This is a genomic window from Mesorhizobium sp. WSM4312 (assembly GCF_002294875.1).
Taxonomy (GTDB): domain Bacteria; phylum Pseudomonadota; class Alphaproteobacteria; order Rhizobiales; family Rhizobiaceae; genus Mesorhizobium.
The window spans coordinates 126,350-153,339 of the sequence record NZ_NSFU01000010.1 but is presented as its reverse complement, the minus strand read 5'-3'; the positions used below and the strand labels follow the sequence as shown (position 1 = coordinate 153,339).

Below are 26,990 nucleotides of genomic sequence, written 5' to 3'. Positions count from 1 at the left end.
TCTTTGCGGCAATCAAGGCTGATGTTTGGGAGAGGTTGTGCCGATCACGCAACGCGGCTATGCCGCTCACCAAATCCAGGAATGATTGCTCACGACATGACCAGCGCTCTGCCTTTCGACGATTTTCGCAACCTGCTCGACAATCTGCCGGCAGCCGACCTGAAAGCCGAAGCGCGCGTGCGCGCGCTGTTTGCCAAGGCCGACAAGCCAGCGCATTCACTCGGCCGCATCGAGGACATCGCGGCGTGGCTTGCCGCCTCGAGCGGCCGGGCTCCGCCCGCGGTGACACGGCCGCTGATGGCAATCTTTGCCGGCAATCACGGCGTGACCCGTCATGGTATTTCGCCGCGTCCGGTGGCGGCAACCGCCAACGCGGTCGAGCTTTGCGCGGCGGGTGGTGCGGCGATCAACCAGATCTGCATTGCCTGTGATCTCGGATTGAAGGTGTTCGATCTTGCCCTGCATATCCCGACCGGCGACATCGCAGAGGATGCCGCGCTCGACGAGCGCGGCTGCGCGGCGACCATGGCCTTCGGCATGGAAGCGATCGCGGGCGGCACCGACCTGCTTTGCCTCGGCGATCTCGGCGTCGGCAATTCCGCCGTCGCCGCCGCCCTGCTCGCCGCGCTGTTCGGGGGCAGGGGCGCCGACTGGGTCGGTCCGGGATCCGGCGCCGACGCGGCGATGCAGGTCCGCAAGGCCGATGTGGTCGATGGGGCGCTGGCCTTTCACCACGGCCATCTCGACGACCCGCTGGAAGTGCTGCGCCGGGTCGGCGGCCGCGAGTTCGCCGCGATAGCCGGCGCCATTCTCGCCGCGCGGATGCAGAAGATACCCGTGCTGCTCGACGGTTTTGCCGCAACGGCTGCCGCGGCGGTGCTTTATGTCGCAAACCCCGCTGCGCTCAAGCATTGCCTTCTCGCCAGCCTGTCGCCGGAGCCCGCGCATGCAAGGGCCGCAGAACTGCTTGGCTTGCGCCCACTGCTAGACCTCGGCATAAGCCATGGCGAGGGGGCGGGGGCGGCACTTGGCGCGGGCCTGGTCAAGGCGGCGGCGCTGACCAGTTCAGGCATGGCGGCGGCGGTTCGGATCTAGAGGCTTCCCGCCCGGCGCATCACCGCCTGGGATTGGGGAGACGATAGACGACCGAGGTGTATTTCGGATTGGAGCGGGTCTCGACGATCGAGCCGCCGAGGCTTTCCGCGATTCTTCGGCTCGCCATATTCTCTTCGGCGACAGGATATTCGAAGCCATCCGGATCGAGTTCCTCGGACGCCCATGCCACCACGGCGGCGACGGCCTCCCGGCCGATGCCGTTTCCATGGACGTCCTCCCTTATCCAAATTCCGATTTCTGGACAGGCCGTCTTCGCCGCATGCAGGCCGACAAGACCCAGACAGCGATCGTCCGCCAGCGAGCGCACAACAAAATGCAGATCCGATCCGTCGAGGATCGGCGCCAACCAGGATCGCCATACCTCGGCAAAGGCCGTTGATGATCGAGGTGGTTCCCACTGCATGAAACGGGTGATTGCGGGCGTGATGGCGGCAAAGACCTCGCCAGCATCAACGGCCGCAAACAACTTGAGGCGAAGTCGGTGCGATTTGATTTCGACGCTGCCGGCATCCCAGTCTGCGGTCATTGCGGTCCGCGTTCCCCTTTGAGGCCGGTCGCCTAACGCCTTCGCGCCGCCACCGCCGCGGTTGGCAACGCCGGCAGCTCTTCCATCACCCGGCTCAGCGGGAAGATGGCAATCGCCTCCGTGCCTTCACGCAGCTTGGAATGCAGCTCGAATTCGCCGCCATGCATGGCAAGCAGGCCTTGCACGATCGGCAGACCGAGCCCGGTGCCTTGTTCGGCGCTCTTGATGGCGATCGAGCCCTGGCCGAAAGCCGAGAGCACGACCGGGATCTCGTCCTGGGGAATCCCCGGGCCATTGTCCTTGACGGAGATGTATTGCCCGCCGCCCGCCGTCCAGCCGACGCGGACGCGGATCTCGCCGCCGGTGGCGGTAAATTTGATGGCGTTGGAGAGAAGGTTGAGCGTGATCTGGCGCACGGCACGCTCGTCGGCGAACAGCCGCGGCAATGTCTGTTCGAAATCCTGGATGACGCGGATATCCTTGTTGCGCGCCTTCAACTCCATCATGTGGCAGCAATCCTCGACGATGTTGAGCAGCATCACCGGCTCTTCGTTGAGCTGGTAGCGACCGGCCTCGATGCGCGACAGGTCGAGGATCTCGTTGATCAGGTCGAGCAGGTGCTGGCCGGAATCATGCACGTCATGGGCATAATCGCGATAGGTGGGATTGCTCATCGGCCCCAGCACCTCGTTCGCCATCACCTCGGAAAAGCCGAGAATGGCGTTGAGCGGCGTGCGCAATTCATGGCTCATCGAAGCGAGGAACCGCGACTTTGCCAGATTGGCGTCCTCGGCCCGCCGCCGCGCCTCGTCCGACATGGATTTCGCTGTTTCCAGTTCGGCGATCAACGCATCCTTTTCGGAGCGGAACGACAACAGCATCAGCGAAGCGCGGTTGAGCTGACGGGCGACATAGACGAAGAAAGGCAGCGACAGGACAAGCAGCCCGGCCATGACCGCCTCGACCGGCATCCACAGCCTGGTGCCGACATAGGCGTAGAGCGCCACCGGCACGGCAAAAGTCGCCAGCAGCGCGCCGCTCAGCGATGAAGCCATGAGCGCCGTCCCGGCCATGGCAAAAAGCAGCACCACCGCCTTGACTACCTGAAACTGGTCGACCGCGCAGGCGCCGCAGCCGAGCACGACGAACCAGCCCCAGCCGAGGCCGCAAAGGAAATGACCGACCAGGAATTCCCGTCGCGTTTGCAAGGGGTTAAGCTCCGACGCTTCCGTGCGCTCGATGCGCCGCGCCATGAAGGCGACGATCGTATAGCAGGTGAGCGTGAACAACGCCCAGAGCCCGATCTCATTACCGACGCCGGCGAGCCAACCGCCAGCGGCGATCGCCAGGACGAACAGCGGGATCGCCACGGCGCCGCTTGTCATGGCGCCGGCGTGGAGTTTCAACAATTCGCGGTCGAAATCGGGATTGCCGGCTTGCTGCGAAAGACGGTCGCGCGTCTTGCGCACCGCACGCGCGACATCGCTGTTGCGATGCCGTTTCCTGCGGTCCACAATGAACTTGTCCGCTGTGTTCGAGCGTTGCAAGGGCATCAAAAACTTCGATTTATGCGTGCAGCGGTTCCAAGGTGTTAAGCTACGTTCGAATGATTAACCAACCGTTTGCCATATGAGCCGTTCCTGGTCGCCAAGATCGCGCCGGCGGTACGCGGCGCCGCGCCCGAGAAGCCTGTGGCGCAAGGTGCTGGACTATGGGCTGGCCATCATCATTCTGGGGCTGCTGATCCTGTTGGCGGCGCGCCTCGATCGGGTGGAGACGCGCCAGACCCAAGGCGCTGCCATCATCAATGATGGCGACTCGATCACGCTCGGCACCGAGCGCATCCGCATGCGCGGCATCGACGCCCCGGAATACACGCAGACCTGCCGCAGGAACGGCAGCGACTATGCCTGCGGCACGCTTGCGCGCCAGTCCCTGGTGCGCCTGATCGCCGGCAGGCCCGTTACCTGCAGCGGCTGGCAGCGGGATCGCTATGGCCGGTTGCTTGGCGACTGCAAGGCCGGCGGCACCGACCTCAACCGCGCTCAGGTCGAGGCGGGTTGGGCGGTTGCCTTTGGCGACTTCGAAAGTGAGGAGGCAACCGCCCGGGCCGCCAAGGTCGGTATCTGGGCTGGTACGTTCGATCAACCGCAGGACTGGCGCGACAGCCATCACGGCGAAGTGGTGGCGCGAAAACACGGCACGCTGGCGTCGATCGGCGACGCCGTGCGGGAGATTTTTCGCTTCTGGTGAGGCGTATCGGCTTGGAAGGAAAGGGAGGATCGAAATGAAGCTCTTCGACGGTGGCCGGGCGCCCAATCCGCGGCGGGTACGCGTCTTTCTCGCCGAAAAGGGGATCGCGGTTCCGCTGGTGTCCGTCGACATGGGCGCGCTGGAGCACAAGGGCCAAACGGTGAGCTCTCGCAACCCTTTGCAGCGCCTGCCGGTGCTGGAGCTTGACGATGGCACCGTCATCACCGAATCCGTCGCTATTTGCCGGTATTTCGAGGAGTTGCATCCGGAGCCGGCCCTGTTCGGACGCGGCGCGCTCGGCAAGGCACAGGTCGAGATGTGGCAGAGACGGATGGAGTTCAACCTGCTCAGCTGCGTCGCGCAGGCGTTTCGCCACATTCATCCGGCCATGAAGGAATGGGAAATCCCACAAATCCCCGAATGGGGCGAGGCCAACAAGCCGAAGGCGTTGGAGTTCCTGAAAATCCTCGACGGCGAGTTGGCGAAGCGGGAATTCGCTGCCGGCGACAGCTATTCGATCGCCGATATCACCGGCCTGATCGCCATCGACTTCATGAAGCCGGCGCGCATCAACGTACCGGAGGAATGCACCAATGTCCTGCGTTGGCATCAGGCGATCTCCAGCCGGCCGAGTGCCGCCGCTTGACCCTGGAACTGGACAATTTTGCCGCAGAAGTCCGGGCCTGCCGCATCTGCGTCGAAAACCCCGCCGGCAGGCCGCTGCCGCATGAGCCGCGGCCGGTGCTGCGGCCTTCGTCCAGTGCCCGCATCCTGATTGCCAGCCAGGCGCCGGGAACCAAGGTTCACCTGTCGGGCATGCCGTTCACCGATGCTTCGGGCGACCGCCTGCGCAACTGGCTCGGCGTGACCAGCGACGAATTCTACGACATCGAGAAATTCGCCATCGTGCCGATGGGCTTCTGCTTTCCCGGCCAGGATGCCAAGGGTGGTGACCTGCCGCCAAGGCGCGAATGCGCGCCGGCCTGGCGCACGCCCTTGATGGCGCTGATGCCGCGGATCGACCTGGTGCTGACTATCGGCATCTACGCGCAGTCCTGGCATATGGGCGCCGCGCGCCGGCCCTCGCTGACGGAGACGGTTAAGGATTGGCGGGCCATCTGGGAGAATTCCGTCGGCGCAAAGGTGCTGCCGCTGCCGCATCCATCCTGGCGCAACAGCGGCTGGCTGAAGCAGAATCCGTGGTTTGAAATGGATTTGCTGCCTTTCCTGCGCTCGGAAATCCGCTATCGCCTCGGCTAGGCATTCAGCAAGAAATCACTCGCTTTCATAGCGATTGGCAGAATTTCTTTCTTGTGAAAGCCCGAAATAAAGGGGAATATAGCCAAACTATTCCTCAGGAGCCTCTAATGGACCGCCTTGACCGAAAAATTCTCCGCCTCCTGCAGGAGGACGCGACACTCGCGGTGGCCGATGTCGCCAAGAAAGTAGGCCTGTCGACCACGCCCTGCTGGCGCCGCATCCAGAAGCTCGAGGAGGAAGGCGTCATCAAGCGTCGCGTCGCCATTCTCGACCATGAGAAGGTCAATGTGCGGGTCACCGTCTTCGTCTCCATCCGCACGAATTCGCACAGCCACGAATGGCTGCGCCGCTTTTCCGAGGTCATCCAGGAGTTTCCCGAGGTGGTCGAGTTCTACCGCATGAGCGGCGACGTCGACTATCTCTTGCGCGTCGTGGTACCCGACATCGCCGCCTACGACGCCTTTTACAAGCGGCTGATCGCCAAGATCGAGATCCGTGACGTGTCGTCGTCCTTCGCCATGGAGCAGATCAAGTACACCACTGAAATCCCGCTCGATTACATGGTGCTGGACAAGGAATCGGGCGCCAACGCCGCCTGAGCGCAAGCCCGATTAGTTCTTCTTTTTGTTCAGGAACGTCCAGGGCGAGTTCACCGGCAGGGTGATGGCATCAGGCACGGTATCGACCCCAACCACCTCTGCTCTGCGCACGCTATAGCCCGACTGGATGACGCTGACGCCATCCAGAATGAACAGCTGGCTTTTCTCCATGTCCGGCTTCAGGGCGCCGGTGATGGCGACCGACTGGTAGGCTTGCGACATCTTGTAGGGATGGGTTGGCGTGACCAGCACGATCTGATTGGCTGGTGGCGTCGGCATGTGGCTGCACGCGCCGGTCCATGGCACCAGCAGGAACTGATAGACGAGGTCGCCATCGCGATCGACCGGCAACGCGTAGCCGGCTAATTGTACCGTCTTGTCCTGCAAGCCGAGCGACAGCGTCTCACCATGATCGGGTAGTTTAGCCGCAATCATCGGCAGGCCGGCGTCTTCCGCGACGGCCTGGCTCGCCGGGCGCAAATCCTTCCAAAAGATGTGCATGGTTTCGGCCGAAGCGCCGGCAGCCCAGAGGGACAGCGCGGTCGCCAGAGCCAGGATTGATTTGAGATGAATGCTCATGCCGCTTCCTTTGCGGCCAAGTAAAGACGCCGCGGCCAATGACGTCAATGCGCGAGCCGCATCACATGTCGGCGAGAACCAGCCATGCCGACTTCACGGAAGCCGCGCGACGCGAACATGTCGCGAAAGCCCATGAAACGGTAGCTCGGCGACGCCTCCGCCACGGGATAGGCCTCGATGATGCGCGCGCCCTTGGCGAAAGCATGATCGATGGCTGCATCAAGCAAGGCCGAAGCTAGGCCGCCGCCGCGCAAGGCCCTCGGCACATAGAAGCAGGCGATCGACCATACGCCCGTCTCGCTGTCGTCCTGCCGCCTTGAAAGCCTGCGATAGGTCTCGCGCGGAGCGACCGAACACCAGGCAATGGTGTTGCCGTCGATCTCGGCGAGGATGCCGACCGGGGTGCCGGCATCGATGAGCGCCATCATCTGACGCTTCTTTTCATCGTTCTTGATGTGCTCGCGGTCAGAGTTCCGCCAGGCCATGCACCAGCAATATTTTGGCGCACCCGGCTGCTCGAACAGGGTCTCAAAGCTGCCGCGTGTTGCCGGCGTCACCTCGGTGAAGCGGATGTTGGCGAGGTCAAACGTTTCTGCCGGCGAGGCGTTCGAGCGTTTTGGCATCCGACAGTTCCTTCACGGCATCCTTGCCGATCCAGCGCGCGGTCTTGTCTGGGGAGTCGGCGAGTTTCTGTGCCAGGGTCAGGGCAGGGGCGTGCAGGCTCATCGATCGCTTGCCGATCTGCCGCAGCGCCCAGTTGACGGCTTTCCTGACGAAGTTGCGCTGATCGCCGGCATGGACTTCGATCAAGGGCAGATAGGACAGGAAAGTCGCGTCCGGCTCCTTTTTCAAATGCACGGCCGCCCATGCCAACATGGCAAAGGCCGTGCGGCGGACGAATTCGCGCTCGTCGACCGCAAACTCCTCGATCAGCGTGCGCCAGAACGGCGTATCGACGAACAGGTCGGAGACGGTATCGACGACTTCCCAGGAATCGAAATCGTCGGCCCAGCTACGGCATTCCTCAATGGTGATCTTCTTCGGTTCGCCGGTGAAAGCCGCCAGCATCCGCGCTTCGCGAATGCCGCTGGTCCACAGCGCCAGGGATCGTTCGTGGTTGCGCTTCAGCTTGCGCGCCAAGGGCCGCAAATCCGTGTTGCCGACACCGAGCGCGGTCGCGATGTTGATGCCGAACCGCGCCATGCCGGCGCGGTTTTCCTCGGTGCCGATCGAGCGCAGATGCGCGACGATGTCCTGCGCGGTCCAGCCTGGAGCGGGCAGGGACATGATCGCCTACTTCTCCAGGCGCGCCAGCAGCGAGGAGGTGTCCCAGCGCTTGCCACCCATGGCCTGCACATCCTTGTAGAACTGGTCGACAAGCGCGGTCACCGGCAGCTTGGCGCCGTTGCGGTCGGCCTCCGCCAGGCAGATGCCAAGATCCTTGCGCATCCAGTCGACGGCAAAGCCGAAATCATACTTGCCGGCACTCATTGTCTTGTGGCGGTTTTCCATCTGCCAGGAACCGGCGGCTCCCTTGGAAATCACCTCGATCACCTTCTCGATATCGAGCCCGGCCTTCTTGCCGAAATGGATACCTTCCGACAGTCCCTGCACGAGCCCGGCGATGCAGATCTGGTTGATCATCTTGGTGAGCTGGCCGGCGCCAGCCGAGCCCATCAGCCCGACCATGCGGGCAAAAGCGTCGATAACGGGCCTCGCTCTGTCGAAGGCAGCCTGATCGCCGCCCACCATGACGGTCAGCACGCCGTTCTCGGCGCCGGCCTGGCCACCGGAGACCGGCGCGTCGAGAAATGAAAATCCACCTGCCTCCGCTGCTGCCGCCAGTTCGCGCGCGACTTCCGCCGAAGCCGTGGTGTTGTCGATGAAGACCGAACCTTTCTTCATCGATTTGAAGGCGCCTTCGGGACCTGTCGTCACCGAGCGCAGATCGTCGTCATTGCCGACGCAGGAAAAGACGAAGTCCTTGTCCTTGGCTGCCTCTGCCGGCGTCATTGCAAAGCCGCCGCCATGCTGGCCGACCCATTGCTCGGCCTTGGCCTTGGTGCGGTTGTAGACGGTGACGTCGTGACCACCCTTGTTCTTCAAGTGGCCGGCCATGGGATAGCCCATCACGCCAAGACCGAGAAATGCCACAGATGCCATGAACTTGCCCTTCAGACGGAAACGAAATTGCTGCGGAAGCTCTAGAGCAATTCCAGGAAAAGCGTGAAGCGGTTTTCCGTCCGGAATTGCATCAAAACAAAGAGATAGAGCGGTTCTGCGTTTCTGCGAAACGGTGAACCGTTCTAGGCCCTGCGCTCAATTCGTCAAGACGCCTGCGGACTGATCGACTGGAGCAGGCAATATGGAAATTTTTCAACGCTTCAGGTGGATGGTGATCCGGCGCTCGATCCATTCGATCGCATGGCGCAACAACTCGACCATCACAAGGTACACCAGGGCGACCCAGATATAGGCCTGGATGTCGAAGGAATTGGCAAAGGCGAGTTTTGCATTGCCCATCAGGTCGTACACAGTGATGATGGCGACGATGGCGGACGCCTTGACCATCAGGATCAGCTCATTGCCGTAGGGCCGCAAGGCGACGATCAGAGCTTGCGGCAGGATGATCTTGCGCAGCGTCTGCAATTTGTGCAGGCCGAGGGAGGCGGCGCCTTCCCATTGGCCCCTGGGCACGCTTTCGACGGCGCCGCGCAGGATTTCGGCCTGGTAGGCAGCGGTGTTGAGCGCAAAGGCGAAGACGCCGCAGTTGAAGGCGTCCTTGAAGAAATCCCAAAGCCCGATCATCTGGAGTTCCGGCCTGAACGACCCCAGCCCGTAATAGACCAGAAAGGTCTGAACCAGCAGCGGCGTGCCCCGGAAAAAATAGACGTAACAGTAGGCAAGACCGGCCAGGATCCGGTTCCTGGACATACGCCCGTAAGCAACCGGCATCGACAGGACGGCGCCAAGCACCATCGAAATGGCGACCAGCGACAAGGTAACGCCCAGCCCGCTCAGATAGGCCGGCGCATATTTGGCGAAGAAGGCCGGGTTCCAGGCAAAAAACAGATAGCCGACGATGCCGAGGCCAAAGGCGATCCACAGGCAGACCAGCGCGTAGCCGACGATGCGCGGTCGCGGCCAGCCGCGGGTCCGCGGTGGCGGCCGCTCGACCATGGCGGCTGTGGCGCTCATCGTTGTGCCTCCCGTTTGCCAAGCGAGCGCAAAATGGCGCTGGTGGCGAAGGATGACACGACGGCCAGACCCAGAAAGACCAGAGCCGCAATGCTGTAAAACAGGAACGAATGCTTGGTGACGCGAGCCGCCACACCGGCGTTGCGCAGCGTCTCGGCAAGACCGACGACCGAAACCAGCGACGTGTCCTTGAGAAGGCTAAGCCAGCAATTCTCGAGACCGGGGAAGGCAATGCGCAGCAGCTGCGGCAGGATCACCAAGCGCATTGTCTGCCATCTGGACAAACCAATGGAATAGCCACCCTCATACTGCCCCTTCGGGATGGCGCGGAAGGCCGAGAGGAAAACCTCGCTGGCATAGGACGAGAAGATCAGCGAGAGCACGATCATGCCGGCCACGAAACTGTTGACGTCGATGGTCGCTTCGGGGCGAAAATACCGGATGAGATGTTGCAGCAGGATCGGCATGCCGAAGAAGAACAGGAAAAGCGTCACCAGTTCCGGCAGGCCGCGAAAGACCGTGGTGTAGATATTGGCGGCGAGGCGCAGCGACGGCTCCTCGGATTGCTTGCCCAGCGCAATGAAAAAACCGATCGTCAACCCAATGGGGAGCGTCGCCAGCGCAAGCAGAACCGTTACAATGACGCCATAGGCAATGTCGTCACTCCAGCCATCAGGTCCCCAACTGAGAAGTGTCCATATGCTTTGGGCTGGCATTGACAGGTGTTATCCCCACGACGTTCCCAGGATGAATAGAAAGACGGCGGGGAATTTCCCCGCCGTCTTGATCCTGTCTATCAGGACTCGGCGCCGAAGACGTCGAACTTGAAGTACTTGTCGTTGATTTCCTTGTATTTTCCATTGGCGCGGATGGCGTCGATGGCCTCATTGAGCTTGTTGACCAAATCGGTCTCGCCCTTGCGCACGGCAATGCCGGCGCCCGGTCCGAAGATCTCGACCGGCTGCGGCGAGGGCTGGCCGAGAATCTTGCAGCAGGCACCATCTGGCGTGTCCAGCCATTGCTGCAGCACCACGATATCGTCCTCGATGGCGTCGAGGCGGCCGTTGGCCAGATCTGCCTGCTCCTCGGGGCTGCTCGGATAACCCTTCACAGTGCTGTCGGTGTAGGTCTTCGAGGCATAGTTGAAATGGGTGGTCGTCGTGGCGACGCCGATGGTCTTGCCGGCGAGATCTTCCTTGGTCACACCCTTCAGCGTGCTGTCTTTCGGCACTGCGAGAGCCGAGGGGGTGTTGTAGTATTTGTGGGTGAAGTCGACCTTCTCCTTGCGCTCCGGCGTGATCGACATCGAGGCGACGATAGCGTCGAACTTGCCGGCCTGAAGTGCCGGGATGATGCCGTCCCAATCCTGGGCGACGAAGGTGCACTTGACCTTCATCTGATCGCAAAGCGCCTGGGCGATGTCGATGTCGAAGCCGACGAGCTTGCCGTCGGAGGTGAGGTTGTTGAACGGGGGATAGGCGCCTTCGGTGCCGATCCGCAGGGTCTTTTCCTGGGCCTGGGCTACGCCGAGCGTCAGCAGCGCAGCCGATGCGGCGAGCGCGATACGCAGTGCAATACGCATGATAGTCCTCTCTTTATGGTCCCGGCCGTCGTTCCGAAACGGCTCTATGGGGCGGTGCTTTTGACCGCCCGCTGAGGCGATACTCCCACTCTTTCCAAGAAAAAAGCAACTGCAAAACCACCGAAATCGGCAATGGGGTTCTGCCGTTACGTTACATCCCAAGCAACGAGGCCGGTGATGCGCTCGATGAAGTCGACTATCGATTTTACGTCGTCGAGGTCGAATACCGGCAGGCTCTCGTCCGTGACGGCGAAATCGGCGGCGATGGCGACAATATTGGGATCGCCTGCCGAAAGCGGCGCCCGGTCCCTCGCTTCCAGGCGCCGCGTTTCGATCTTGCGGTGTGATTCGCGCTTGTAGCCTTCGACCAGCACGATGTCGCATGGGGCGAGTCGCGAGAGGATGCTCTCCAGTGGCGGCTCATCCTCGCCACGCAATTCATGCATCAGCGCCCAGCGGTTGCCCGACACGATCGCGACCTCGGTGGCGCCGGCCTGCCGATGGCGGAAGCTGTCGGCGCCCGGCTTGTCGATGTCGAAATCATGATGGGCGTGTTTGACCGTCGAGACCTTCCAGCCGCGCCGCACAAGCTCAGCGACCAGCTTTTCTGTGAGGGTGGTCTTGCCGGAGTTTTTCCAGCCGGTGATGCCGAAGACGTTCATGATGTCATGCTCTGCAACAGGCGCCCTGCCTGGGCAAGATCGTCCGGCACATTGATGTTGAAGAAAGGATCGAGCGGCCGGCCAGCGAATTGCACGACCTGGAATTCCACCTCGACATGGCCATGTCGCTCGATGAAGGCCGAAACGCGCCTGTTGTCCTCATCGACCAGGAAATGCCGCAAGGCGTCGCGACAGTCCGTCGGCCACAGCGCGAAGGTCGGGTGGAGCCGGCCGGCCGAGGAGGCGACGGCAATTGAACCTGGATGTTCGCCGGCTGCCGCCGCCAGACGCGCGACGAGGTCTAGCGGCAGGAAAGGCGTGTCGCCGGCGGCGGTGACGACCGCTTTGCAAGGTGTGCCAGCGGCCGCCCATTCGAGGCCGGACAGAATGCCGGCAAGCGGCCCGGCAAAGCCTTCGACGGTGTCGGCAAGCACGGGCAGTCCGAAACGGGAAAAGCGTTCGGGATCGCCATTGGCGCTCAGCGCCAGGGTTTCGATCTGCGGGCCAAGGCGCGACAGGACCTGCTCAAGCACGCTGCCGCCGCCGAGCGGCAACAGGCTCTTGTCGCCGCCTCCCATCCGCCTTGACTGGCCACCGGCCAGAACGATCCCTGCAATATCTCGCCTCATGCATCGAGCCTGTACGCCAGCCGCCGGAAATCACAAGACCCGGCTAGATTCCATCCGGCGCCATGGCCGGCCCGGTGGTTTCGGCGACGATCCTTCGCCGACCGACCACGCGCTCGCGATAGAGCGCGTAGAGACCCGAACCGACGACGATTGTCGCGCCGACGATCATCGGCATGTCCGGAATGTCGCCGAAGACGATCAAGCCAAGCAGGATGGACCAGAGGAGCGCTGTGTAGCGGAACGGCGCGATGAAGGAGATCTCGCCCGAGCGCATCGCCATGATGATGAATTGATAACCGATGAGCACCAGCACCGCGGCCAGCGCCAGCAGCGCCGTGCTTTTGCCGGTCATGGGCGTCCAGCCACCCATCGGCGACAACAGCACCACGCCGACGCCGGTCATTGCCAGCGCGGTCGCGGTCGAGACGAGCATGGTCGGTATGGTTTGGGGAATGCGCTTGGTGGCGAGGTCGCGCACGGTGCAGCAGGCGACGCTGGCCAGCGCCCAAAGGGAATAGATGCTGAAGCCATCAAAGCCGGGCCGCACGATGACCAGTACGCCGGCAAAACCGACTGCGATCGCCAGCCAGCGTCGCCAGCCGACCGCTTCGCCGAAAAACAGCGCGGCACCCATCGTCACCGCCAGCGGCAGCGCCTGAAGAACGGCCGAGACACTGCCGATCGGCAAATGGGCAAGCGCCACCAGGAACGACACGGTGGCGCCAGCTTCGCCCAGCACGCGGATTGCCACCAGCGGCTGCAGCATCAGGCGCGGCCGCAAAAGCGCGCCGCGTTGCCAGGCCAGCAGGCCGACGAAGAGCGAGGCAAAAGCTCCTCTGATCAGCATGACCTGCGCCATGTTCATCGATTGCGAAGAGTATTTGGTGATGGCGTCGTTGAGCGTGAAGCCAACCATCGCCACCATCATGAACAACGCGCCGCGAAGATTTGGGGAAAGAGGCAAGACATCCACCGGTTGCTTGGGAAGCAAGCCTGTAACAGCCCGCCACGAAACAGCAATGGCAAAGGGCTGGGCCAGGACCGGGGCATTCGTCATCGCCGGCGTGAAATCACGTCCTCAATCCGGCGCGGATCTGGTCAGGAGGCGGCTTCGCCTCCCGGAACGTACCGGCTGCCGATGTCTATTGCTTCGGCGTCAGCACTTCGGTGCCGTTGCCTTCCTTGCCGGCGATGGTCCACAGGCCATGCAGCGACCCGTCATCCTCGACCTTGTAGACGACGAGGCCGATGTCCTTGCCCATGACATAGCCGGCGGAGAATGCATCGTCGTTGCGCATGCAGATGCCATCGGATGAAGAACCGCCAGTCTCCCAGTGGATCGCGCAAGTCGTCCCGCTGGTCAGCGTGATGGTGGCTTCGCCATCATATTTCGATCCGTCGAAATTGGTGCCGGCGACGGTATAGGTTCCACCGATCGACTGCGCTGCCGCCGGCACGGCCGCAAGGCCGAGCAATGCAAGAGAAAGAATGAGTTTGCGCATGACGTTTCCCCCTATCTGCGAAAAGCCGCTTTCAGGGGAAGGCTAGGCCGGAACAGCGTGGCCGTAAATCCGGCGGCGGTTCGCGGACAAGACTTTTTCTGGGGTGTGATCCGAAATACTCACTGTCCCTTCAGACTGCCGGCAATCGCGCCGACCAGCGGGTCGTATTTCGACTTCAGGGCTGGCGGGTAATCGATCCAGACCGTTCGGATGACGCCATCTGTGCCGAACAGGCGCCGCTCATAAAAGATCTTTCCATCCTTCATGCCCGACAGCACCGCCCAGCTCTTGCCGGTCTTGCTGTAGGTAACGGTGTAGTCAGGTTCCTTGCTTGCCTTTTCATCGGCGACAAAGCCTTTCGGCGTGTCGTTATCGACGTTGAGGATGCCGGAGCAGGTCAGGCTGGCGCCATCCGCGCTCAGCCAAACCTGTCCGTCGCCATTTTCCGGCTCGGGCTGACGATCGGTGAATATCTCGTCGGGAAAGGTGCAGACGGTGCCGAAGCGCGCGTTCACATAGGTGAAGGGCTTGGCGTTTGCACTTGTTGTGACGGGCGTCGCCAAGGACAGAACTGTGGTCAGCGACGACAAGCCTATACGATAAAGACGCAGCACGATGCCCCCTTGGCCTTGTGACCAAAGATAGTCTTGCACCAAATCGGACAAAAAATCAGCCGCCGGTGACGCTCATATGCCGGGACACCGACGGACGGCTGGTGCGGCGGTCGATGATGAAATCATGGCCTTTCGGCTTGCGGCCGATGGCCTCGTCGATCGCGTCGGCGACAAGTTCGTTGCCTTCGGATGCACGCAACGGCGCGCGCAGGTCGGCCGCGTCTTCCTGGCCGAGGCACATATAAAGCGTGCCCGTGCAGGTCAGCCGGACGCGATTGCAGCTTTCGCAGAAATTATGCGTCATCGGTGTGATGAAACCGAGCTTTCCGCCGGTCTCGGCGACGTGGACATAGCGTGCAGGGCCACCGGTCTTGAAGGGAATGTCGGCCAGCGTGAACTGGCGTTCCAGCGAGGCGCGCAGCAGCGACAGCGGCAGATACTGGTCGGTGCGGTCTGCGTCGATCTCGCCCATCGGCATGGTTTCGATGACAGTGAGATCCATGCCGCGGCCATGCGCCCAGCGCATCATGTTGGGCAGTTCGGCGTCGTTGAAATCCTTCAGCGCCACCGCGTTGAGCTTGACCTTGAGCCCGGCCGCCTGAGCGGCATCGATACCTTGCATGACCTTGTCGAGATGGCCCCAGCGGGTGATCTGGTGGAACTTGTCCGCATCCAGCGTGTCGAGCGAGACGTTGATGCGCTTGACGCCGCAATCGGCGAGCTCGGCGGCGAAGCGCGACAGCTGCGAGCCGTTGGTGGTCAGCGTCAGTTCTTCCAGCGCGCCGCTATCGAGGTGGCGCGAGAGCTGGCGCACCAGATGCATGATGTTCTTGCGCACCAGTGGCTCGCCGCCGGTGAGGCGCAGCCGTCTGACGCCCTTCTCGATGAAAACGGTGCAGAGCCGATCCAGCTCTTCCAGCGACAGCAGGTCCTTCTTCGGCAGGAAGGCCATGTCCTCGGCCATGCAGTAGGTGCAGCGAAAATCGCAGCGGTCGGTGACCGACACTCTGAGATAGCTGATCGTGCGACCGAAAGGGTCGATCATGTTCATGTTCGAGCGTTTCCCGTGGCCGTTACCGGCGTCGTTATATACAGCTATGTGATACGATCCAGCCCACCATTCAAGATACCGCTTCTCGATCTTTGGTAACATCCCGGAGCCGACACCGTGCGTCGGTCGTCTACCAGGACTTTTCCCCTGTCGCGAAGCGGCGTAGGGAAGGGCAATCGATACGGGATCAAACAGCATGACCGCGCCAAAAGAACTCCGGGTCTCCAAGGACCGCAAGCTGCTGTCGGTCACCTTTCCCAATCACCAGCCATTTGAACTGCCGGCGGAGCTTTTGCGCGTCGCCTCGCCATCGGCCGAGGTGCAGGGCCATTCGCCCGACCAGCGTGTGACGGTTCCCGGCAAGCGCAATGTGGCCATCCTGAAGATCGAGCCGGTCGGCAACTATGCGGTGCGCATCACCTTCGACGATTTCCACGACACCGGCATTTTCACCTGGAACTATCTGCACACGCTTGGCCACGAGAAGGATGAGCGCTGGAATGCCTATCTGGCGGAGCTTGCCGAAAAAGGGCTGAGCCGTGATCGCTAAGCCGACGTCGTAAAGGCGTCACACATCTGGAGTAGCGCCGGCCAGGGTTCGGAGACGAAAAAGATGTCGCTTATCACCACGGTCGAACAGCTCGAGGCGCTCTACGGCGTTCCAGGCGAAGCCTCGCTGGTCAAGGAACTCGATCACGTCATTCCCGAATATGCCGCCTTCATCGAGGCGTCGCCCTTTGTTGCGCTTGCCACCAGTGGCCCGGAGGGATTGGACTGTTCGCCGCGCGGCGATCTCGCCGGCTTCGTGCGTATCGTTGATCCGAAGACGCTGATCATGCCGGACCGGCGCGGCAACAATCGCGCCGATTCGCTGCGCAACATCATCCGGGATCCGCGTGTCGGGTTGCTGTTCCTGGTGCCGGGCTCTGGCACGACGCTGCGCATCAACGGCCGCGCGCGCATCACCACGGACGCCGAACTTTGCGCATCCTTCATGGTCGACGGCAAGGCGGCGCGCTCGGTGACTGTCATCGACGTCGATTCGGTCTATTTCCAGTGCGCCCGCGCCATTGTGCGGTCGGAGCTTTGGAACCCGGCAAAACATGTCGATCCAAAATCGCTGCCGACGCCGGGAAAAATCCTGGAAATCACCAGCCGCAAGAACATCGACGGCGAGGCCTACGACAAGGAATGGCCGGAGCGGGCGAAGAAAACCATGTGGTGAGTGACCGAAAAGGCCGTCAGGCCTCCTTCAGCACCTCATAGATCTTGCGCATCTGTTCGCCGATCATGTCGCACTGCTCCGGCGTCGACTGGCTCATCGCTTTCTCGATCAGCGCCATATGCACTTTCAGCGCCTGCATCAGCAGCGCCTCGCCAGCCTCGGTCAAGGCGAGCCGCAGGATGCGCTTGTCCTTCTCGTCGCCTTCGCGGCGCAGCAGGCCGCGCGTCTCCAGCTGCGGCAAAAGCATGGTGATGTTGGAGCGGCCGACGAGCAGCTTGCGGGCAAGATCGTGCTGCGACATGCCGGGGTGGCGGTAGAGGTTCATCAGCACGTCGAGCTGCGCCGGCTTCAGGTCGAGCGGCGCGAGTTTCACCGCCAGCGTGCGCTCCAGCACATGGCAGGCACGCGCCACCGCGACCCAGTTGCGAAAACGCGGGTTGTCCCAGGGTAGCTCTTGTTTATTGTTCATCTTTGAACTATTATGTTCATGCTTGAACGTATGGATGGATTCTCACTATGGCATCAATCGGGCTGAAGGTCATCCGGAGCGTATTTGGTGCGGCCGAGCATATTGCGCCACGCATCACCGGGCGCGCGGCTTTCGAACTGTTCTGCCGCACGCCGAGCACAAAGGCGCTGACCGATGGCGAGCGCCGCGCCATCGGCCGGGCCGCCGAGTTCATGACCGAGGCGCGCCATCATCGGCTGAAGACGGCAACCGGCTGCGTCATGGTGCACGAATTCCGGCCGGAACCGGGCGGGGCCGCACTTGGCACGGTGCTTGTCGTTCATGGCTGGCGTTCGCGCACCGAATATATGCGCGCCTTGATCGAGGGCTATCGCGCCGCCGGCTACAGGGTCGTTTCCCTGGACCTGCCGGGGCACGGCCATTCGCAGGGCCGGCACCTGAACATGGTCAACGCGGTCGACGCGGTGCGGGTCGCCGGCGAATGGTTCGGCCCGTTCGTCGCGGCGGTGGGTCATTCCTTCGGCGGCGCCGTTGCCGCCAATGCCATTGCCGGTTCCGTCAAGAACATTCCGCCGCTGGCGGCCGGACGTCTCGTGCTGATCGCCGCACCCAGCTCCCTGCCGGCTATCTTCGCCGATTTCAGCCGCATGCTCAACGTCGGGCCGCGCTCGCAGGTGGCGATGGCGGACCGCGTCCAGCACCTGTCCGGCCGGCCGCTGCATGAATTCACCGGTGACCGCCAGCTCGCCCAGGCGCCGGTGCCGACGCTGGTCATCCACGCGCCTGACGATCGCGAGGTGCCGGCCGAGCACGCGAAACGCTACGCCGGCGCTGGCGGCCATGTGCGGCTGCACTGGGCCGACGGTCTCGGCCACCGCCGCATCCTTGCGGACAAGGGCGTTGTCGAACGCGCCGTTGCCTTCGTCGCGGAACACCGCGAGCCGTCGCGGCTGCATTGAGACGCAATCCTCGTTCCAGGCATGTCGTTGTCTCAAAACCGGGACCACTCTCGAGCGACATGCATTGGGGCTATTTCTTCTTCTCGCCGGGCTCGACAGGCAGTCCGGCCGCCTTCCAGGCGGTGTAGCCGCCAAGGATGTGCTTGACGGGCACAAGCCCCATGTCCTGCGCCGTCTTGGTGGCGAGCGCTGAACGCCAGCCGCCGGCGCAGAAGAACACGAAGCTCTTGCCCGAGGCGAAGAACGGCTTGTGATAGGGACTTTCCGGATCGATCCAGAATTCCAGCATGCCGCGTGTCACATGTTTGGCGCCGGGAATCCTGCCGTCGCGTTCGACCTCGCGCGGGTCGCGCAGGTCGACGAAGATGGTGCCTTCGTCCTCGAGCAGTCCCGCGGCTTCTTCAGGTGAAACCACTTCGATCTCGGCGTTGGCTTCATCCAGCAGTTCGCGATAACCCTTTTTCACAGCTTGTTCCTCCCGACCGCGCGTTTGGCTGGATTTCCACCATAATGGCCAGCGTTTGTCACGCTCAGTCGGGGCCTGCCAGAGTTTGCCAGGCAGCCATCGCGCCAGTGACGGTGGCCATCAGCGCTGGGCGCGACGCGCCGTCGCGCGCCTGGATCGACATGCCGTGCTGCACCGCGATTCGGCAAGGCCGATGACATCGCCGGCATGGTTGCCTGGCTCGCCGGTCCGGAGGGGCGTTTCGTTACCGGTGCCGCATTGACCATCGATGGCTGCGCCAACGCCTGAATTTTGGGGATTTCTCCAGGCTGGAGCGAAACGCCCGCGCTCCAGCCGACACGATCTTGTGAAACCGTTCTGCAACAGGCTTTCCAAAATTTATGAAAGCTTAACCAAATCGGTATGAATCGGTATAGTCGCGCCTTACATCCGCCATGCGGTGAGCGAGACGGTCTAGCGTGCGGAACGGGAACCGGTTGCGACCGGAGCGGGTGATCCATGAAATTCCTCGGTAAAAAAGCAACCGCGATGCCGCTTGTGGCGATCGCGGCAACGCTCGCCCTGGGCGCGCCTCAGGCAGGCGCCCAGGGGCTCTTCGACATGCTGTTCGGCGGCGGCATCAGGCATGAGCCGCAGGGCGAATTTCCGCCTCCGCCAACGCACAAACCCAAAGCCCCGGCTGGCGGCGGCGGCGGCGCAAAGATCAGCGGGCCGTCCTATTACACCTACAAGGCTGACAAGCTTATTCGCGTCGACTTCTCGACGCTGTCCGCCGCGCCGCAGCCGGCGACGGCGCAGGACGCGGCGTTCGTTCCGTCAGCAACGGGGGCTGCTTTCCACGATGCCATTGCCGGTCTCAGCGACTACGAACTCTACGCCGAGCCCGACATCGCCAAGGCGTTGATCGCCTATTACTCGGCCAATCCGGACTTCATCTGGGTGAACGGACCCAGCCCCAACAACCGCGCCCAGGATGCGGTGCGGGTGCTGGGCGAGGCCGCGAGCTACGGCCTGACGCCCACCGACTACACCGTCGATGTGCCGGCCACGACTTCGGCGTCGACGGATGACGCGGCCAAGCTCAGGGAACTCGTGCGCTTCGAGATGGCGCTCTCGGCACGCGTCCTGCGCTATGCCCATGACGCCCAGAACGGCCGTGTCGAGCCCAACCGGATGACCGGTTACTATGATTTCCCGGCCAAGCCGCTCGACATGGTCGGCGTGCTGAAGACGCTGGCGCATACACAGGAAGTGCGCACCTACCTCGAATCGCGGCATCCGCAGAATGCGGAATATCAGGCGCTGCGCGTCGAGCTGGAGGCCCTGCAGGCCAGTGCCGAAAATGAGATCGTCGTCGATCCCAAGCTGCTGCTGAAGCCGGGCGAGACCAGCCCCGAACTGCCGAAGCTGCTGTCGCTGATCGCGCGCAATCTCGATGACGGCATGGGCGGCACCTATGGCGAGCTCTTGTCGCGGCTGGCGACCAGCGAGGTTTATGTCCCCGAGCTGGTGCCGCTGATCAAGGCGGTGCAGGTGAAGGAAGGCATGAAGGGCGACGGCGTCATCGGTCCGCGCACTGTCGCCTTGCTGGCCGGCACGTCGAAGGCTGACAAACTGCTCAAGGTGCAGGTGGCGCTGGAGGAGCTGCGCTGGCTGCCTTCCGATCTCGGCAGCCCACGTGTCTTCATCAACCAGCCGGCGTTCACTGCGAGCTACATCGACAACGGCGAGGAGAAGCTGAAGACGCGCGTCGTCGTCGGCCGGGTGACCAACCAGACGGCTTTCTTCTACGACCAGATCAAGCAGGTAGACTTCCATCCCTATTGGGGCGTGCCGCAGTCGATCATCGTCAATGAGATGCTGCCCAGATTGCGCAGCGATCCCGGCTATCTCGATCGGGCCGGCTACGAGGTGACGGATTCGCGCGGCAAGCGCATTCCGTCGTCGGCGGTCAATTGGGGCGGCTATGGCGCCAACATTCCCTACAGCGTGCGCCAGCAGCCGAGCGAGGCCAATGCGCTGGGCGAACTGAAGATCCTGTTCCCCAACAAGCATGCGATCTACATGCACGATACGCCGCAGAAATCGTTCTTCAAGCAGGACATGCGCGCGCTCAGCCATGGCTGCGTGCGCCTGCAGGATCCGCGCGGCATGGCGGCGGCGGTGCTCGGCACCACGGTCGACTATGTCGCCGAAAAGCTGAAGCACGGGCATTCGACCGAGGATGTGACGCGCAAGATTCCGGTCTATGTCGCCTATTTCACCGCATGGCCCGACATGTCCGGCAAGGTCGAGTATTTCAGCGACGTCTACGACCGCGATTCGCGGTTGAAGCAGGCATTGGACGCCACCGAGGCCGTGCGCTCGCCGTCGAGCTGATCGTTTAGAATTGCGACAACGGGCGGCGGAACCCCGCCTCCCGCCCGGCGATCAGCCAGTAGATCAATCCGGCGACGAGGCCGGCCGCGGCGATGATGCCGATATCGGCCCAGCGCTCCGGGTCTATGTCTTCCGCTGAGCTCGGCCAGATCAGGAAGAAGCCGCCGGCGGCGGCAGCGGCGCCGAAGACCATGTGCATCAGGGCATTGCGCAGCGAGAAGAACTCGGCGATCAGCGCGAAGATCAGTGTCTGCAGCCCGGTCACGACAATCGTCAGGAAGTAGACGAACATGCCGAGCGGCGGCACCACCAGGACGGCGATCGGGCTGACGCCCATGATGTCGAAATAGGCCGGCGCGTTGGGCAGCGAACTGAGCGCGGCGTAGATCGCCGCCACGGCGACCAGGCCGACCAGCACGGCGACCAGATAGCCGGCCAGCATCATCAGGATGCGTTTCATCACATGCTTCGCCGTCGCCATGCCCATCCCCCATGCGGCGCAGTCAACCGTTCCAATCAGCCATCAAAGACGATCCGGCGCAAGGGCAGGCACAGAGCGGATGCTTTGGCAGGCTTCGTGGATTGGGAAGCACGCCGATCAGGCGCCGCCGCACAGATGCTCGGAGTCCGGCAAGGCCCAGGAACCTTTTGCAACCAGATCGATCGAATAATAGACCCGGCCGCGGTCGTCATCCCTGGGACAATCCCTGGGAATCGCGATCAGGCAAGTCACGACGGGTTCGCCGACCTTCGAGGCGGCAAGGCCCGGTTCGCGATCATAGGAGACGGCCCCACCGCCATTGGTGAAGGTGGCTGCGCTGCCGGCGTCGGGCGAGGCGGTTTCCAGCGGATCGTCGCCAAGCCGCGTGGTCAGCGTCTTGATGTGCGTGGACGCGCATTGTCCGACGGCCGAGGGCAGGGGCTGATCGTTGTTGCCGGGATTGCCCGCGGCGGTATCCAGAGCCTTCTTGCCGATCAGGGCGATGTTGTAGTCCTGTACCCATGAGGGCGCATTGCCATAGGTCTGCAAGGCGTTGTTCAGCGCGCTGACGATGCAGGCTGTATCGCTCCTGCAGGCATTGCGGTCGGCAATCAGCCCGCGGGCGATCTTGCGCTTGTCGCCGCCAAAGGCCGGCTCGAACCCCTTGTAGGCCTTGGCGACCAGCAGATCGATCGCCGACAGCTGCGGATCGGCGCAGATCGCCTTCTCCGCCGGCAGGCTGGCCTTGGCGCAATCGAAGGATGGCCCGTCCGCGCGCGCCGAAGGCGCCGCAAGCATGCCGCCAGCCAGGATGACAGCAAGCACAAGCAAGACTTTGGTTTGGATGGAAGATCGCATCGGTGCCCCCAAGCATCAGGATAGCGCAAGGCACGGCCGCGCCTCGGCGTACATATCACACGCCAAGGATGGACAATTTGCGGCACGCCGATTGGTCCATCGAGCGTGTGCAAAAGCGGATCCGTCTATCGGATATCTGCCGGCGGCTCCTACCTGGGCTCGGCGGTCACCGGATCATAGGTGATTTCGACCTTCGCCTTGTCCGACGTGTAATAGGTGACGGTGTAGGCGCCATCGTCCCAGTCGACCTCTTTCACATAGCGAAAACCGTCGCGGTGCTCGACCTTGGCGAGGATCTCCGACAGCTTCTTGGCATTGGGCGGCGGCAACGGCTTGTCATCCGCCGCCAGGGCCGGTCCGGCGGCGAGAAGAACGGCAACGCTGGTTGCCACGAGAAATCTGGACATGGTTTTCCCTCAAGTTTCGACGCAAGGAAACGAGCTGGTGCGGTGGTTGGTTCCGGATGGGACGCCATGCGTGCCCGGCCATGTCCGCACAAGCTGCAATTCGCCGCGCCGCTGCCAACAGAGCGTCAACGGGCTAAGGCTGGAAAACCATTTGGGAAAATGGTGGGCGATGCAGGGATTGAACCTGCGACCCCACCCGTGTGAAGGGTGTGCTCTCCCGCTGAGCTAATCGCCCGCTCGTTGCCCGAAGGCCAAGCGAGCCGCGATATAAGGGAGGCCGGCCGGTTAAGTCAAGGCGCTGTCTGGCGTTCTCACAGCGATCGGATTCTTCGCTCCTCGGGCCGTCCCGATGGGATGCCGGTCGCCGTCGGCTCAGTGGCCCGCGGCGCGGATCAGCCGCTCCGCCAGTTCCACGGTCAGAGCGTCGAAATGCGAGATCACCGCCGAAGGTTCGAATTCGCGGACATGCCGGTCGGTGTAGCCGAAATCGACGGCCACCACCGGAATGCCGGCGGCCTTGGCGGTGTCTATGTCGGTCTGCGAATCGCCGACCATCAGAGCGCGGTGCGGATCGCCGCCGGCCAGCTTGATGGTTTCGGTCAGGTGGCGTGGATCGGGCTTGCGGAAGGCGAACGTGTCCTGGCCGGCGATGGCCGCGAAATGCCTGGTCAGGCCGAGCGCTTCGATCAGCGCCAGGGAATTGGCCTCGTATTTGTTGGTGCAGATCGCCAGGAGATAGCCCGCCTTCTCGAAACGCCCGATCGCGTCGACGACACCGGGGTAGGGGCGCGATTTGCCGGGAATGTTGTCGGTGTAGTGATCGAGGAACAGTTTTAGCAGCCGGTCATGCTCGGCGACGTCGAGCGAGCGCTGCTGGGCGGCGTGCGCCCGTTCTATCATCACGCGGCCGCCATGGCCGACGAAGCGCCTGAAGCCGGCCGCGTCGACGGCCGTGAGTTCGCTGGCGGCCAGGCTGTGGTTGAGGCTGTCGAGCAGGTCCGGCGCTGTGTCAACCAGCGTTCCGTCCAAGTCGAACACGATGATCGGGCGACTCATGATCCATCCTGCGCAGGTTTGTACCTGTGGAGGCGATAGCGGCTGCGGCGCGTCAAGGCAAGCAAAGCGGTGGATAGGTGCCCCAACGGCTTTGACCACGGTCAAAGGTTTTGACCCGGTCAAAAGCTTTGACCGGGCCGGCAAAAATGCTAGGAGCCCGAACACAAGGTTCCCCGGGGCAGCAAGCAGCAGCATGGATGCAAGACAGTTGAAGGTCGAGGCCGCGCGGGCCGCCCTTGCCCATGTCAGCGATGGCATGCGGCTCGGCATCGGCACCGGCACCACTGCGGAAGAGTTCGTGCGGCTGCTCGCCGACAAGGTCGCCACCGGCATGACCGTCATCGGTGTGCCGACTTCGGAGCGCACCGCAGCACTGTGCCGCGAGCTTGGCGTGCCGCTGTCGACATTGGAGGAAACCCCCGAGCTCGATCTCACCGTCGACGGCGCCGACGAGGTCGATCCGGAACTGACCCTGATCAAGGGCGGCGGCGGCGCGCTGCTGCGCGAGAAGATCGTTGCCGCGGCCTCGCAGCGCATGATCGTCATCGCCGACCGCTCGAAGATGGTCGAGACGCTCGGCCGGTTTCCGCTGCCGATCGAAGTCAACAAGTTCGGCCTGCGCGCCACCGAGATCGCCGTAGCCAAGGCGGCTGCAGAGCTCGGCCTTTCCGGTCCGATTACATTGAGGATGACGGGAGGCCAGGCTTTTGTTACAGACGGCGGCCATTTTATCCTCGATGCATCTTTTGGCCGCATTCCGGATACAAGAGCGCTTTCGAATGCTCTCCACGCCATTCCGGGCGTGGTCGAGCATGGTCTTTTCATCGGGCTGGCGTCAGCGGCCATCATCGCCGGCGGCGACGGTATCCAAACCGTCCATGCCGCCCGAAAACCAGGGAGTTCTACCAACCATGATGTTGCATAACCGGGTTCGCGGCCTTTGCGTCGTTCTGGCGGCTTCGGCCGTTTTGGCCTTGTCGTCGCCGGCGTTTTCGCAGGACGTCACCGAATCGCACCTGAAGGCGGCCCGCGCCGCGGTCGCGGCGATCCATGCGACCGACCCGTTCGACAACATCCTGCCGCAGGCGGCCGCCGCGCTCGAATCGCAGCTCATCCAGAAGAACCCGGACATGCAGGAACTGATCGGCAAGACGATCAGCGAGAAGGCGCTGGCGATGGCGTCGCGCCGCGCCGATCTCGAGAAGGAAGCGGCCCTTGCCTATGCGAAGGTGTTTTCCGAGAAGGAACTCAACGACATCGCCGCCTTCTACAGCTCCGAGTCCGGCAAGAAGCTGCTCGACAGCGGGCCGACCGTGACGCGTGACTTGGTCAAGGCAGCCGACATCTGGCAGAACGGCCTTGCCCGCGATCTCGCCCAGCAGGTCGGCCAAACGCTGGCCGCGGCCGCCAAGGCAAAGGCTCCGGCTGCGCCTGCTGATGGTGCTGCTCCGGCCGACAATGCGGCTCCGGCGGATGGCGCTGCACCGGCCGACGGTTCGGCTCCCGCCGACGGCACGCAGAACTGATCCTGCGTTTTCAAATGCGGCCTTGCGGCCATCTGCGAAGCCCGGCTTGTCCGGGCTTTTCTTTTGGCCTTTGGCGGCCTACCTGTCACTCGCATTTTCCGACATTCAAGGAGCCGCCTCATGGCCGGTTATGACTATGATCTTTTCGTCATCGGCGGCGGCTCCGGCGGGGTGAGGGCGGCGCGCGTTGCCGCCGCACTCGGCAAGCGCGTCGGCATCGCCGAGGAATACCGTTTTGGCGGTACCTGCGTCATCCGCGGCTGCGTGCCGAAAAAACTCTATGTCTACGCCTCGCAATTTCCGGAGCATTTTGCCGATGCCGCCGGCTATGGCTGGACGGTGCCGGAAGCCAGTTTCAACTGGCAGACGCTGGTGGCCAACAAGGACCGCGAGATCAGCCGGCTGGAGGCGATCTACAAGAAGAATGTCGAGGGCGCCGGCGGCGAGACCTTCCATTCGCGGGCGATGATCGTCGACCCGCATGTGGTGCATCTCCTGGACGACGACCGCACCGTCACCTCCGACCAGATCCTGATCGCCACCGGTGGCCGTCCGGCGGCCCACCCAGCGCTTCCCGGTCATGAGCATTGCATCTTTTCCAACGAGGCTTTCGACCTCAAGGAACTGCCGAAGGCGATCATGATCGAGGGCGGCGGCTACATCGCGGTCGAGTTCGCCAACATCTTTCACGGGCTCGGTGTCGACACCACGTTGGTCTATCGCGGCAAGGAGATCCTCAGCCGCTTCGACATGGATCTGCGCCGCACGCTCCACGAGACCATGGAAAAGAAGGGGATCAAGATCCTCTGCCACGCCGTATCGGAGTCGATCCGCAAGCGGCCGGACGGCCGGCTCGATGCCCTTCTCACCAGCGGCCAGACGCTGACGGTGGATCAGGTCATGCTGGCCATCGGACGCATCCCCAACACCGAGAATATGGGCCTGGAAGGCATCGGCCTCGAGATGACCCAGGTCGGCGCGATCAAGGTCGACGCGTATTCCCGCACCAACATCGACAATATCTGGGCGATCGGCGACGTCACCAACCGCGTGCAGCTGACACCGGTGGCGATCCACGAAGCAATGTGCTTTGTCGAGACGGCATTCAAGGGCAACCCGACCGCGCCCGACCACGACACGATCGCGACCGCGGTCTTCTCGCAGCCGGAAATCGGCACTGTCGGCCTGTCGGAAGACGAAGCCGTCAAGCGTTTCGCCGATGTCGAAATCTACCGCGCCAGCTTCCGGCCGATGCGGCACACGCTTTCGGGCCGCGACGAGAAGATGCTGATGAAGCTGGTGGTCGACGGCGCTTCCCGCAAAGTGCTAGGCGCCCACATATTGGGGCCGGATGCCGGCGAAATGGCGCAGCTGCTAGGCATTCCGCTGAAGGCCGGCCTGACCAAGGATGATTTCGACCGCACAATGGCCGTGCACCCGACCGCGGCGGAAGAACTCGTCACCATGTACAAGCCGACCTACCGCGTGAAGGACGGCCAGCGCGTCCAGTGACGGGCGCGTTTTGCTCGATGAAGGTCGACTGAACCACCTAAGGCAGGCAGCCTAGGGCGGAAGCCGCCGCCGGCCATGGCC

33 protein-coding genes, 1 tRNA gene and 2 pseudogenes are annotated in these 26,990 nt (G+C 62.8%); 13 read left to right on the top strand and 23 right to left on the bottom strand.

Features of this window, described 5'->3' with window-relative positions; translation table 11 throughout:
* The first annotated feature begins 96 nt into the window (after positions 1-96).
* Positions 97-1,095: a nicotinate-nucleotide--dimethylbenzimidazole phosphoribosyltransferase gene (locus tag CK228_RS18510; RefSeq protein ID WP_095788850.1), complete on the top strand. Its 999-nt coding sequence runs from the start codon at positions 97-99 to the stop codon at positions 1,093-1,095.
* A gap of 19 nt (positions 1,096-1,114) precedes the next feature.
* On the opposite strand, the gene CK228_RS18505 is transcribed toward CK228_RS18510, so the two are convergent.
* Both CK228_RS18505 and CK228_RS18500 read right to left on the bottom strand, forming a co-directional pair.
* Entirely contained in the window at positions 1,115-1,642 is a 528-nt protein-coding gene (locus CK228_RS18505) for a GNAT family N-acetyltransferase (protein WP_095788767.1), read from the bottom strand.
* A 32-nt stretch (positions 1,643-1,674) separates the two neighbouring features.
* Positions 1,675-3,195, bottom strand: a complete 1,521-nt coding sequence (locus CK228_RS18500; RefSeq protein ID WP_095788766.1) for a HAMP domain-containing sensor histidine kinase — start codon at positions 3,193-3,195, stop codon at positions 1,675-1,677.
* 76 nt (positions 3,196-3,271) lie between these two features.
* On the opposite strand from CK228_RS18500, the gene CK228_RS18495 reads away from it, so the two are divergent.
* From CK228_RS18495 to CK228_RS18480, 4 genes are all read left to right on the top strand, one after another.
* Entirely contained in the window at positions 3,272-3,895 is a 624-nt protein-coding gene (locus tag CK228_RS18495) for a thermonuclease family protein (protein ID WP_095788765.1), read from the top strand.
* 34 nt (positions 3,896-3,929) lie between these two features.
* Entirely contained in the window at positions 3,930-4,541 is a 612-nt protein-coding gene (locus tag CK228_RS18490; RefSeq protein ID WP_095774414.1) for a glutathione S-transferase, read from the top strand.
* The gene (locus CK228_RS18485) at positions 4,481-5,155 is read left to right on the top strand and encodes a uracil-DNA glycosylase family protein (protein ID WP_095774415.1); all 675 of its coding nucleotides are present in this window, start codon (positions 4,481-4,483) and stop codon (positions 5,153-5,155) included. Before CK228_RS18490 ends, CK228_RS18485 begins: the two co-directional genes overlap by 61 nt.
* Before the next feature lie 107 nt (positions 5,156-5,262).
* Positions 5,263-5,754, top strand: coding sequence for an Lrp/AsnC family transcriptional regulator (locus tag CK228_RS18480; RefSeq protein WP_006205209.1), 492 nt, complete (start codon positions 5,263-5,265; stop codon positions 5,752-5,754).
* 12 nt (positions 5,755-5,766) lie between these two features.
* Here CK228_RS18480 and CK228_RS18475 read toward each other — a convergent pair whose 3' ends face one another.
* The 13 genes from CK228_RS18475 to moaA form a co-directional block, all read right to left on the bottom strand.
* Positions 5,767-6,333, bottom strand: coding sequence for a DUF3299 domain-containing protein (locus CK228_RS18475; RefSeq protein ID WP_095788764.1), 567 nt, complete (start codon positions 6,331-6,333; stop codon positions 5,767-5,769).
* Positions 6,334-6,377: 44 nt separating this feature from the next.
* Positions 6,378-6,956 carry a GNAT family N-acetyltransferase gene (locus tag CK228_RS18470; RefSeq protein WP_095788763.1) on the bottom strand — a complete coding sequence of 193 codons (579 nt, stop codon included), beginning with the start codon at positions 6,954-6,956 and terminating at the stop codon, positions 6,378-6,380.
* Positions 6,916-7,620 (bottom strand): DNA alkylation repair protein, encoded by a 705-nt coding sequence (locus CK228_RS18465; protein ID WP_095774418.1) that lies wholly within the window; start codon positions 7,618-7,620, stop codon positions 6,916-6,918. The genes CK228_RS18470 and CK228_RS18465 overlap by 41 nt, the downstream gene beginning before the upstream one ends.
* Positions 7,621-7,626: 6 nt before the next feature.
* Positions 7,627-8,496 (bottom strand): NAD(P)-dependent oxidoreductase, encoded by an 870-nt coding sequence (locus CK228_RS18460; protein WP_095788762.1) that lies wholly within the window; start codon positions 8,494-8,496, stop codon positions 7,627-7,629.
* 213 nt (positions 8,497-8,709) lie between these two features.
* Entirely contained in the window at positions 8,710-9,531 is an 822-nt protein-coding gene (locus CK228_RS18455) for an ABC transporter permease (protein WP_095788761.1), read from the bottom strand.
* Complete coding sequence (locus CK228_RS18450) at positions 9,528-10,247, bottom strand: ABC transporter permease (RefSeq protein WP_095774421.1); 720 nt, start codon at positions 10,245-10,247, stop codon at positions 9,528-9,530. The genes CK228_RS18455 and CK228_RS18450 overlap by 4 nt, the downstream gene beginning before the upstream one ends.
* Before the next feature lie 80 nt (positions 10,248-10,327).
* Positions 10,328-11,113 (bottom strand): ABC transporter substrate-binding protein, encoded by a 786-nt coding sequence (locus tag CK228_RS18445; protein WP_095774422.1) that lies wholly within the window; start codon positions 11,111-11,113, stop codon positions 10,328-10,330.
* A 146-nt stretch (positions 11,114-11,259) separates the two neighbouring features.
* Entirely contained in the window at positions 11,260-11,775 is a 516-nt protein-coding gene (gene mobB, locus CK228_RS18440) for a molybdopterin-guanine dinucleotide biosynthesis protein B (protein ID WP_095774423.1), read from the bottom strand.
* Positions 11,772-12,404, bottom strand: a complete 633-nt coding sequence (mobA, locus tag CK228_RS18435; protein WP_095774424.1) for a molybdenum cofactor guanylyltransferase MobA — start codon at positions 12,402-12,404, stop codon at positions 11,772-11,774. The genes mobB and mobA overlap by 4 nt, the downstream gene beginning before the upstream one ends.
* Before the next feature lie 43 nt (positions 12,405-12,447).
* Positions 12,448-13,368: a DMT family transporter gene (locus CK228_RS18430; RefSeq protein ID WP_095774482.1), complete on the bottom strand. Its 921-nt coding sequence runs from the start codon at positions 13,366-13,368 to the stop codon at positions 12,448-12,450.
* A gap of 178 nt (positions 13,369-13,546) precedes the next feature.
* Positions 13,547-13,906, bottom strand: a complete 360-nt coding sequence (locus CK228_RS18425; RefSeq protein ID WP_095774425.1) for a hypothetical protein — start codon at positions 13,904-13,906, stop codon at positions 13,547-13,549.
* Positions 13,907-14,025: 119 nt separating this feature from the next.
* Positions 14,026-14,520, bottom strand: coding sequence for a hypothetical protein (locus tag CK228_RS18420; protein ID WP_179295966.1), 495 nt, complete (start codon positions 14,518-14,520; stop codon positions 14,026-14,028).
* 55 nt (positions 14,521-14,575) lie between these two features.
* Positions 14,576-15,571, bottom strand: coding sequence for a GTP 3',8-cyclase MoaA (gene moaA, locus CK228_RS18415; RefSeq protein WP_095788759.1), 996 nt, complete (start codon positions 15,569-15,571; stop codon positions 14,576-14,578).
* 196 nt (positions 15,572-15,767) lie between these two features.
* Between moaA and CK228_RS18410 the strand changes: the two genes are divergently transcribed.
* Positions 15,768-16,121, top strand: coding sequence for a DUF971 domain-containing protein (locus CK228_RS18410; RefSeq protein WP_010909462.1), 354 nt, complete (start codon positions 15,768-15,770; stop codon positions 16,119-16,121).
* Positions 16,122-16,184: 63 nt separating this feature from the next.
* The gene (locus CK228_RS18405; protein WP_095774429.1) at positions 16,185-16,796 is read left to right on the top strand and encodes a pyridoxamine 5'-phosphate oxidase family protein; all 612 of its coding nucleotides are present in this window, start codon (positions 16,185-16,187) and stop codon (positions 16,794-16,796) included.
* Between the two features lie 16 nt (positions 16,797-16,812).
* Here the strand turns inward: CK228_RS18405 and CK228_RS18400 are convergent, their stop codons facing one another.
* Complete coding sequence (locus CK228_RS18400; RefSeq protein WP_019858112.1) at positions 16,813-17,265, bottom strand: MarR family transcriptional regulator; 453 nt, start codon at positions 17,263-17,265, stop codon at positions 16,813-16,815.
* Positions 17,266-17,312: 47 nt separating this feature from the next.
* On the opposite strand from CK228_RS18400, the gene CK228_RS18395 reads away from it, so the two are divergent.
* Positions 17,313-18,224: an alpha/beta hydrolase gene (locus CK228_RS18395; protein ID WP_095774430.1), complete on the top strand. Its 912-nt coding sequence runs from the start codon at positions 17,313-17,315 to the stop codon at positions 18,222-18,224.
* Positions 18,225-18,294: 70 nt separating this feature from the next.
* On the opposite strand, the gene CK228_RS18390 is transcribed toward CK228_RS18395, so the two are convergent.
* Together CK228_RS18390 and CK228_RS35800 are read right to left on the bottom strand one after the other, a co-directional pair.
* A complete protein-coding gene (locus CK228_RS18390; protein ID WP_032930276.1) occupies positions 18,295-18,690 on the bottom strand; it encodes a rhodanese-like domain-containing protein in 396 nt (131 codons plus the stop codon).
* Between the two features lie 64 nt (positions 18,691-18,754).
* Positions 18,755-18,865, bottom strand: a pseudogene (locus tag CK228_RS35800) (TetR/AcrR family transcriptional regulator); the annotation flags it as partial.
* Positions 18,866-18,870: 5 nt separating this feature from the next.
* Here CK228_RS35800 and CK228_RS35795 point away from each other — a divergent pair.
* A pseudogene (locus CK228_RS35795) lies at positions 18,871-18,978 on the top strand (oxidoreductase); the annotation flags it as partial.
* A gap of 210 nt (positions 18,979-19,188) precedes the next feature.
* Positions 19,189-21,069, top strand: a complete 1,881-nt coding sequence (locus CK228_RS18375) for a murein L,D-transpeptidase (protein WP_095774431.1) — start codon at positions 19,189-19,191, stop codon at positions 21,067-21,069.
* Positions 21,070-21,073: 4 nt separating this feature from the next.
* On the opposite strand, the gene CK228_RS18370 is transcribed toward CK228_RS18375, so the two are convergent.
* The 5 genes from CK228_RS18370 to CK228_RS18350 form a co-directional block, all read right to left on the bottom strand.
* Positions 21,074-21,556 carry a hypothetical protein gene (locus tag CK228_RS18370; protein ID WP_179295965.1) on the bottom strand — a complete coding sequence of 161 codons (483 nt, stop codon included), beginning with the start codon at positions 21,554-21,556 and terminating at the stop codon, positions 21,074-21,076.
* Between the two features lie 111 nt (positions 21,557-21,667).
* Positions 21,668-22,408 (bottom strand): lysozyme inhibitor LprI family protein, encoded by a 741-nt coding sequence (locus tag CK228_RS18365; protein ID WP_245438059.1) that lies wholly within the window; start codon positions 22,406-22,408, stop codon positions 21,668-21,670.
* Positions 22,409-22,557: 149 nt separating this feature from the next.
* Positions 22,558-22,815 (bottom strand): PepSY domain-containing protein, encoded by a 258-nt coding sequence (locus tag CK228_RS18360; RefSeq protein ID WP_095774432.1) that lies wholly within the window; start codon positions 22,813-22,815, stop codon positions 22,558-22,560.
* 160 nt (positions 22,816-22,975) lie between these two features.
* A tRNA-Val gene (locus tag CK228_RS18355) sits at positions 22,976-23,050 on the bottom strand.
* A 137-nt stretch (positions 23,051-23,187) separates the two neighbouring features.
* The gene (locus tag CK228_RS18350; protein WP_095788758.1) at positions 23,188-23,871 is read right to left on the bottom strand and encodes a phosphoglycolate phosphatase; all 684 of its coding nucleotides are present in this window, start codon (positions 23,869-23,871) and stop codon (positions 23,188-23,190) included.
* Between the two features lie 193 nt (positions 23,872-24,064).
* Here CK228_RS18350 and rpiA point away from each other — a divergent pair, with 193 nt between their 5' ends.
* From rpiA to gor, 3 genes are all read left to right on the top strand, one after another.
* The gene (rpiA, locus tag CK228_RS18345; protein WP_095774434.1) at positions 24,065-24,796 is read left to right on the top strand and encodes a ribose-5-phosphate isomerase RpiA; all 732 of its coding nucleotides are present in this window, start codon (positions 24,065-24,067) and stop codon (positions 24,794-24,796) included.
* A complete protein-coding gene (locus CK228_RS18340) occupies positions 24,783-25,397 on the top strand; it encodes a DUF2059 domain-containing protein (RefSeq protein ID WP_095788757.1) in 615 nt (204 codons plus the stop codon). Before rpiA ends, CK228_RS18340 begins: the two co-directional genes overlap by 14 nt.
* Positions 25,398-25,517: 120 nt before the next feature.
* Positions 25,518-26,909: a glutathione-disulfide reductase gene (gene gor, locus CK228_RS18335; RefSeq protein WP_095774436.1), complete on the top strand. Its 1,392-nt coding sequence runs from the start codon at positions 25,518-25,520 to the stop codon at positions 26,907-26,909.
* The last annotated feature ends 81 nt before the right edge of the window (positions 26,910-26,990 follow it).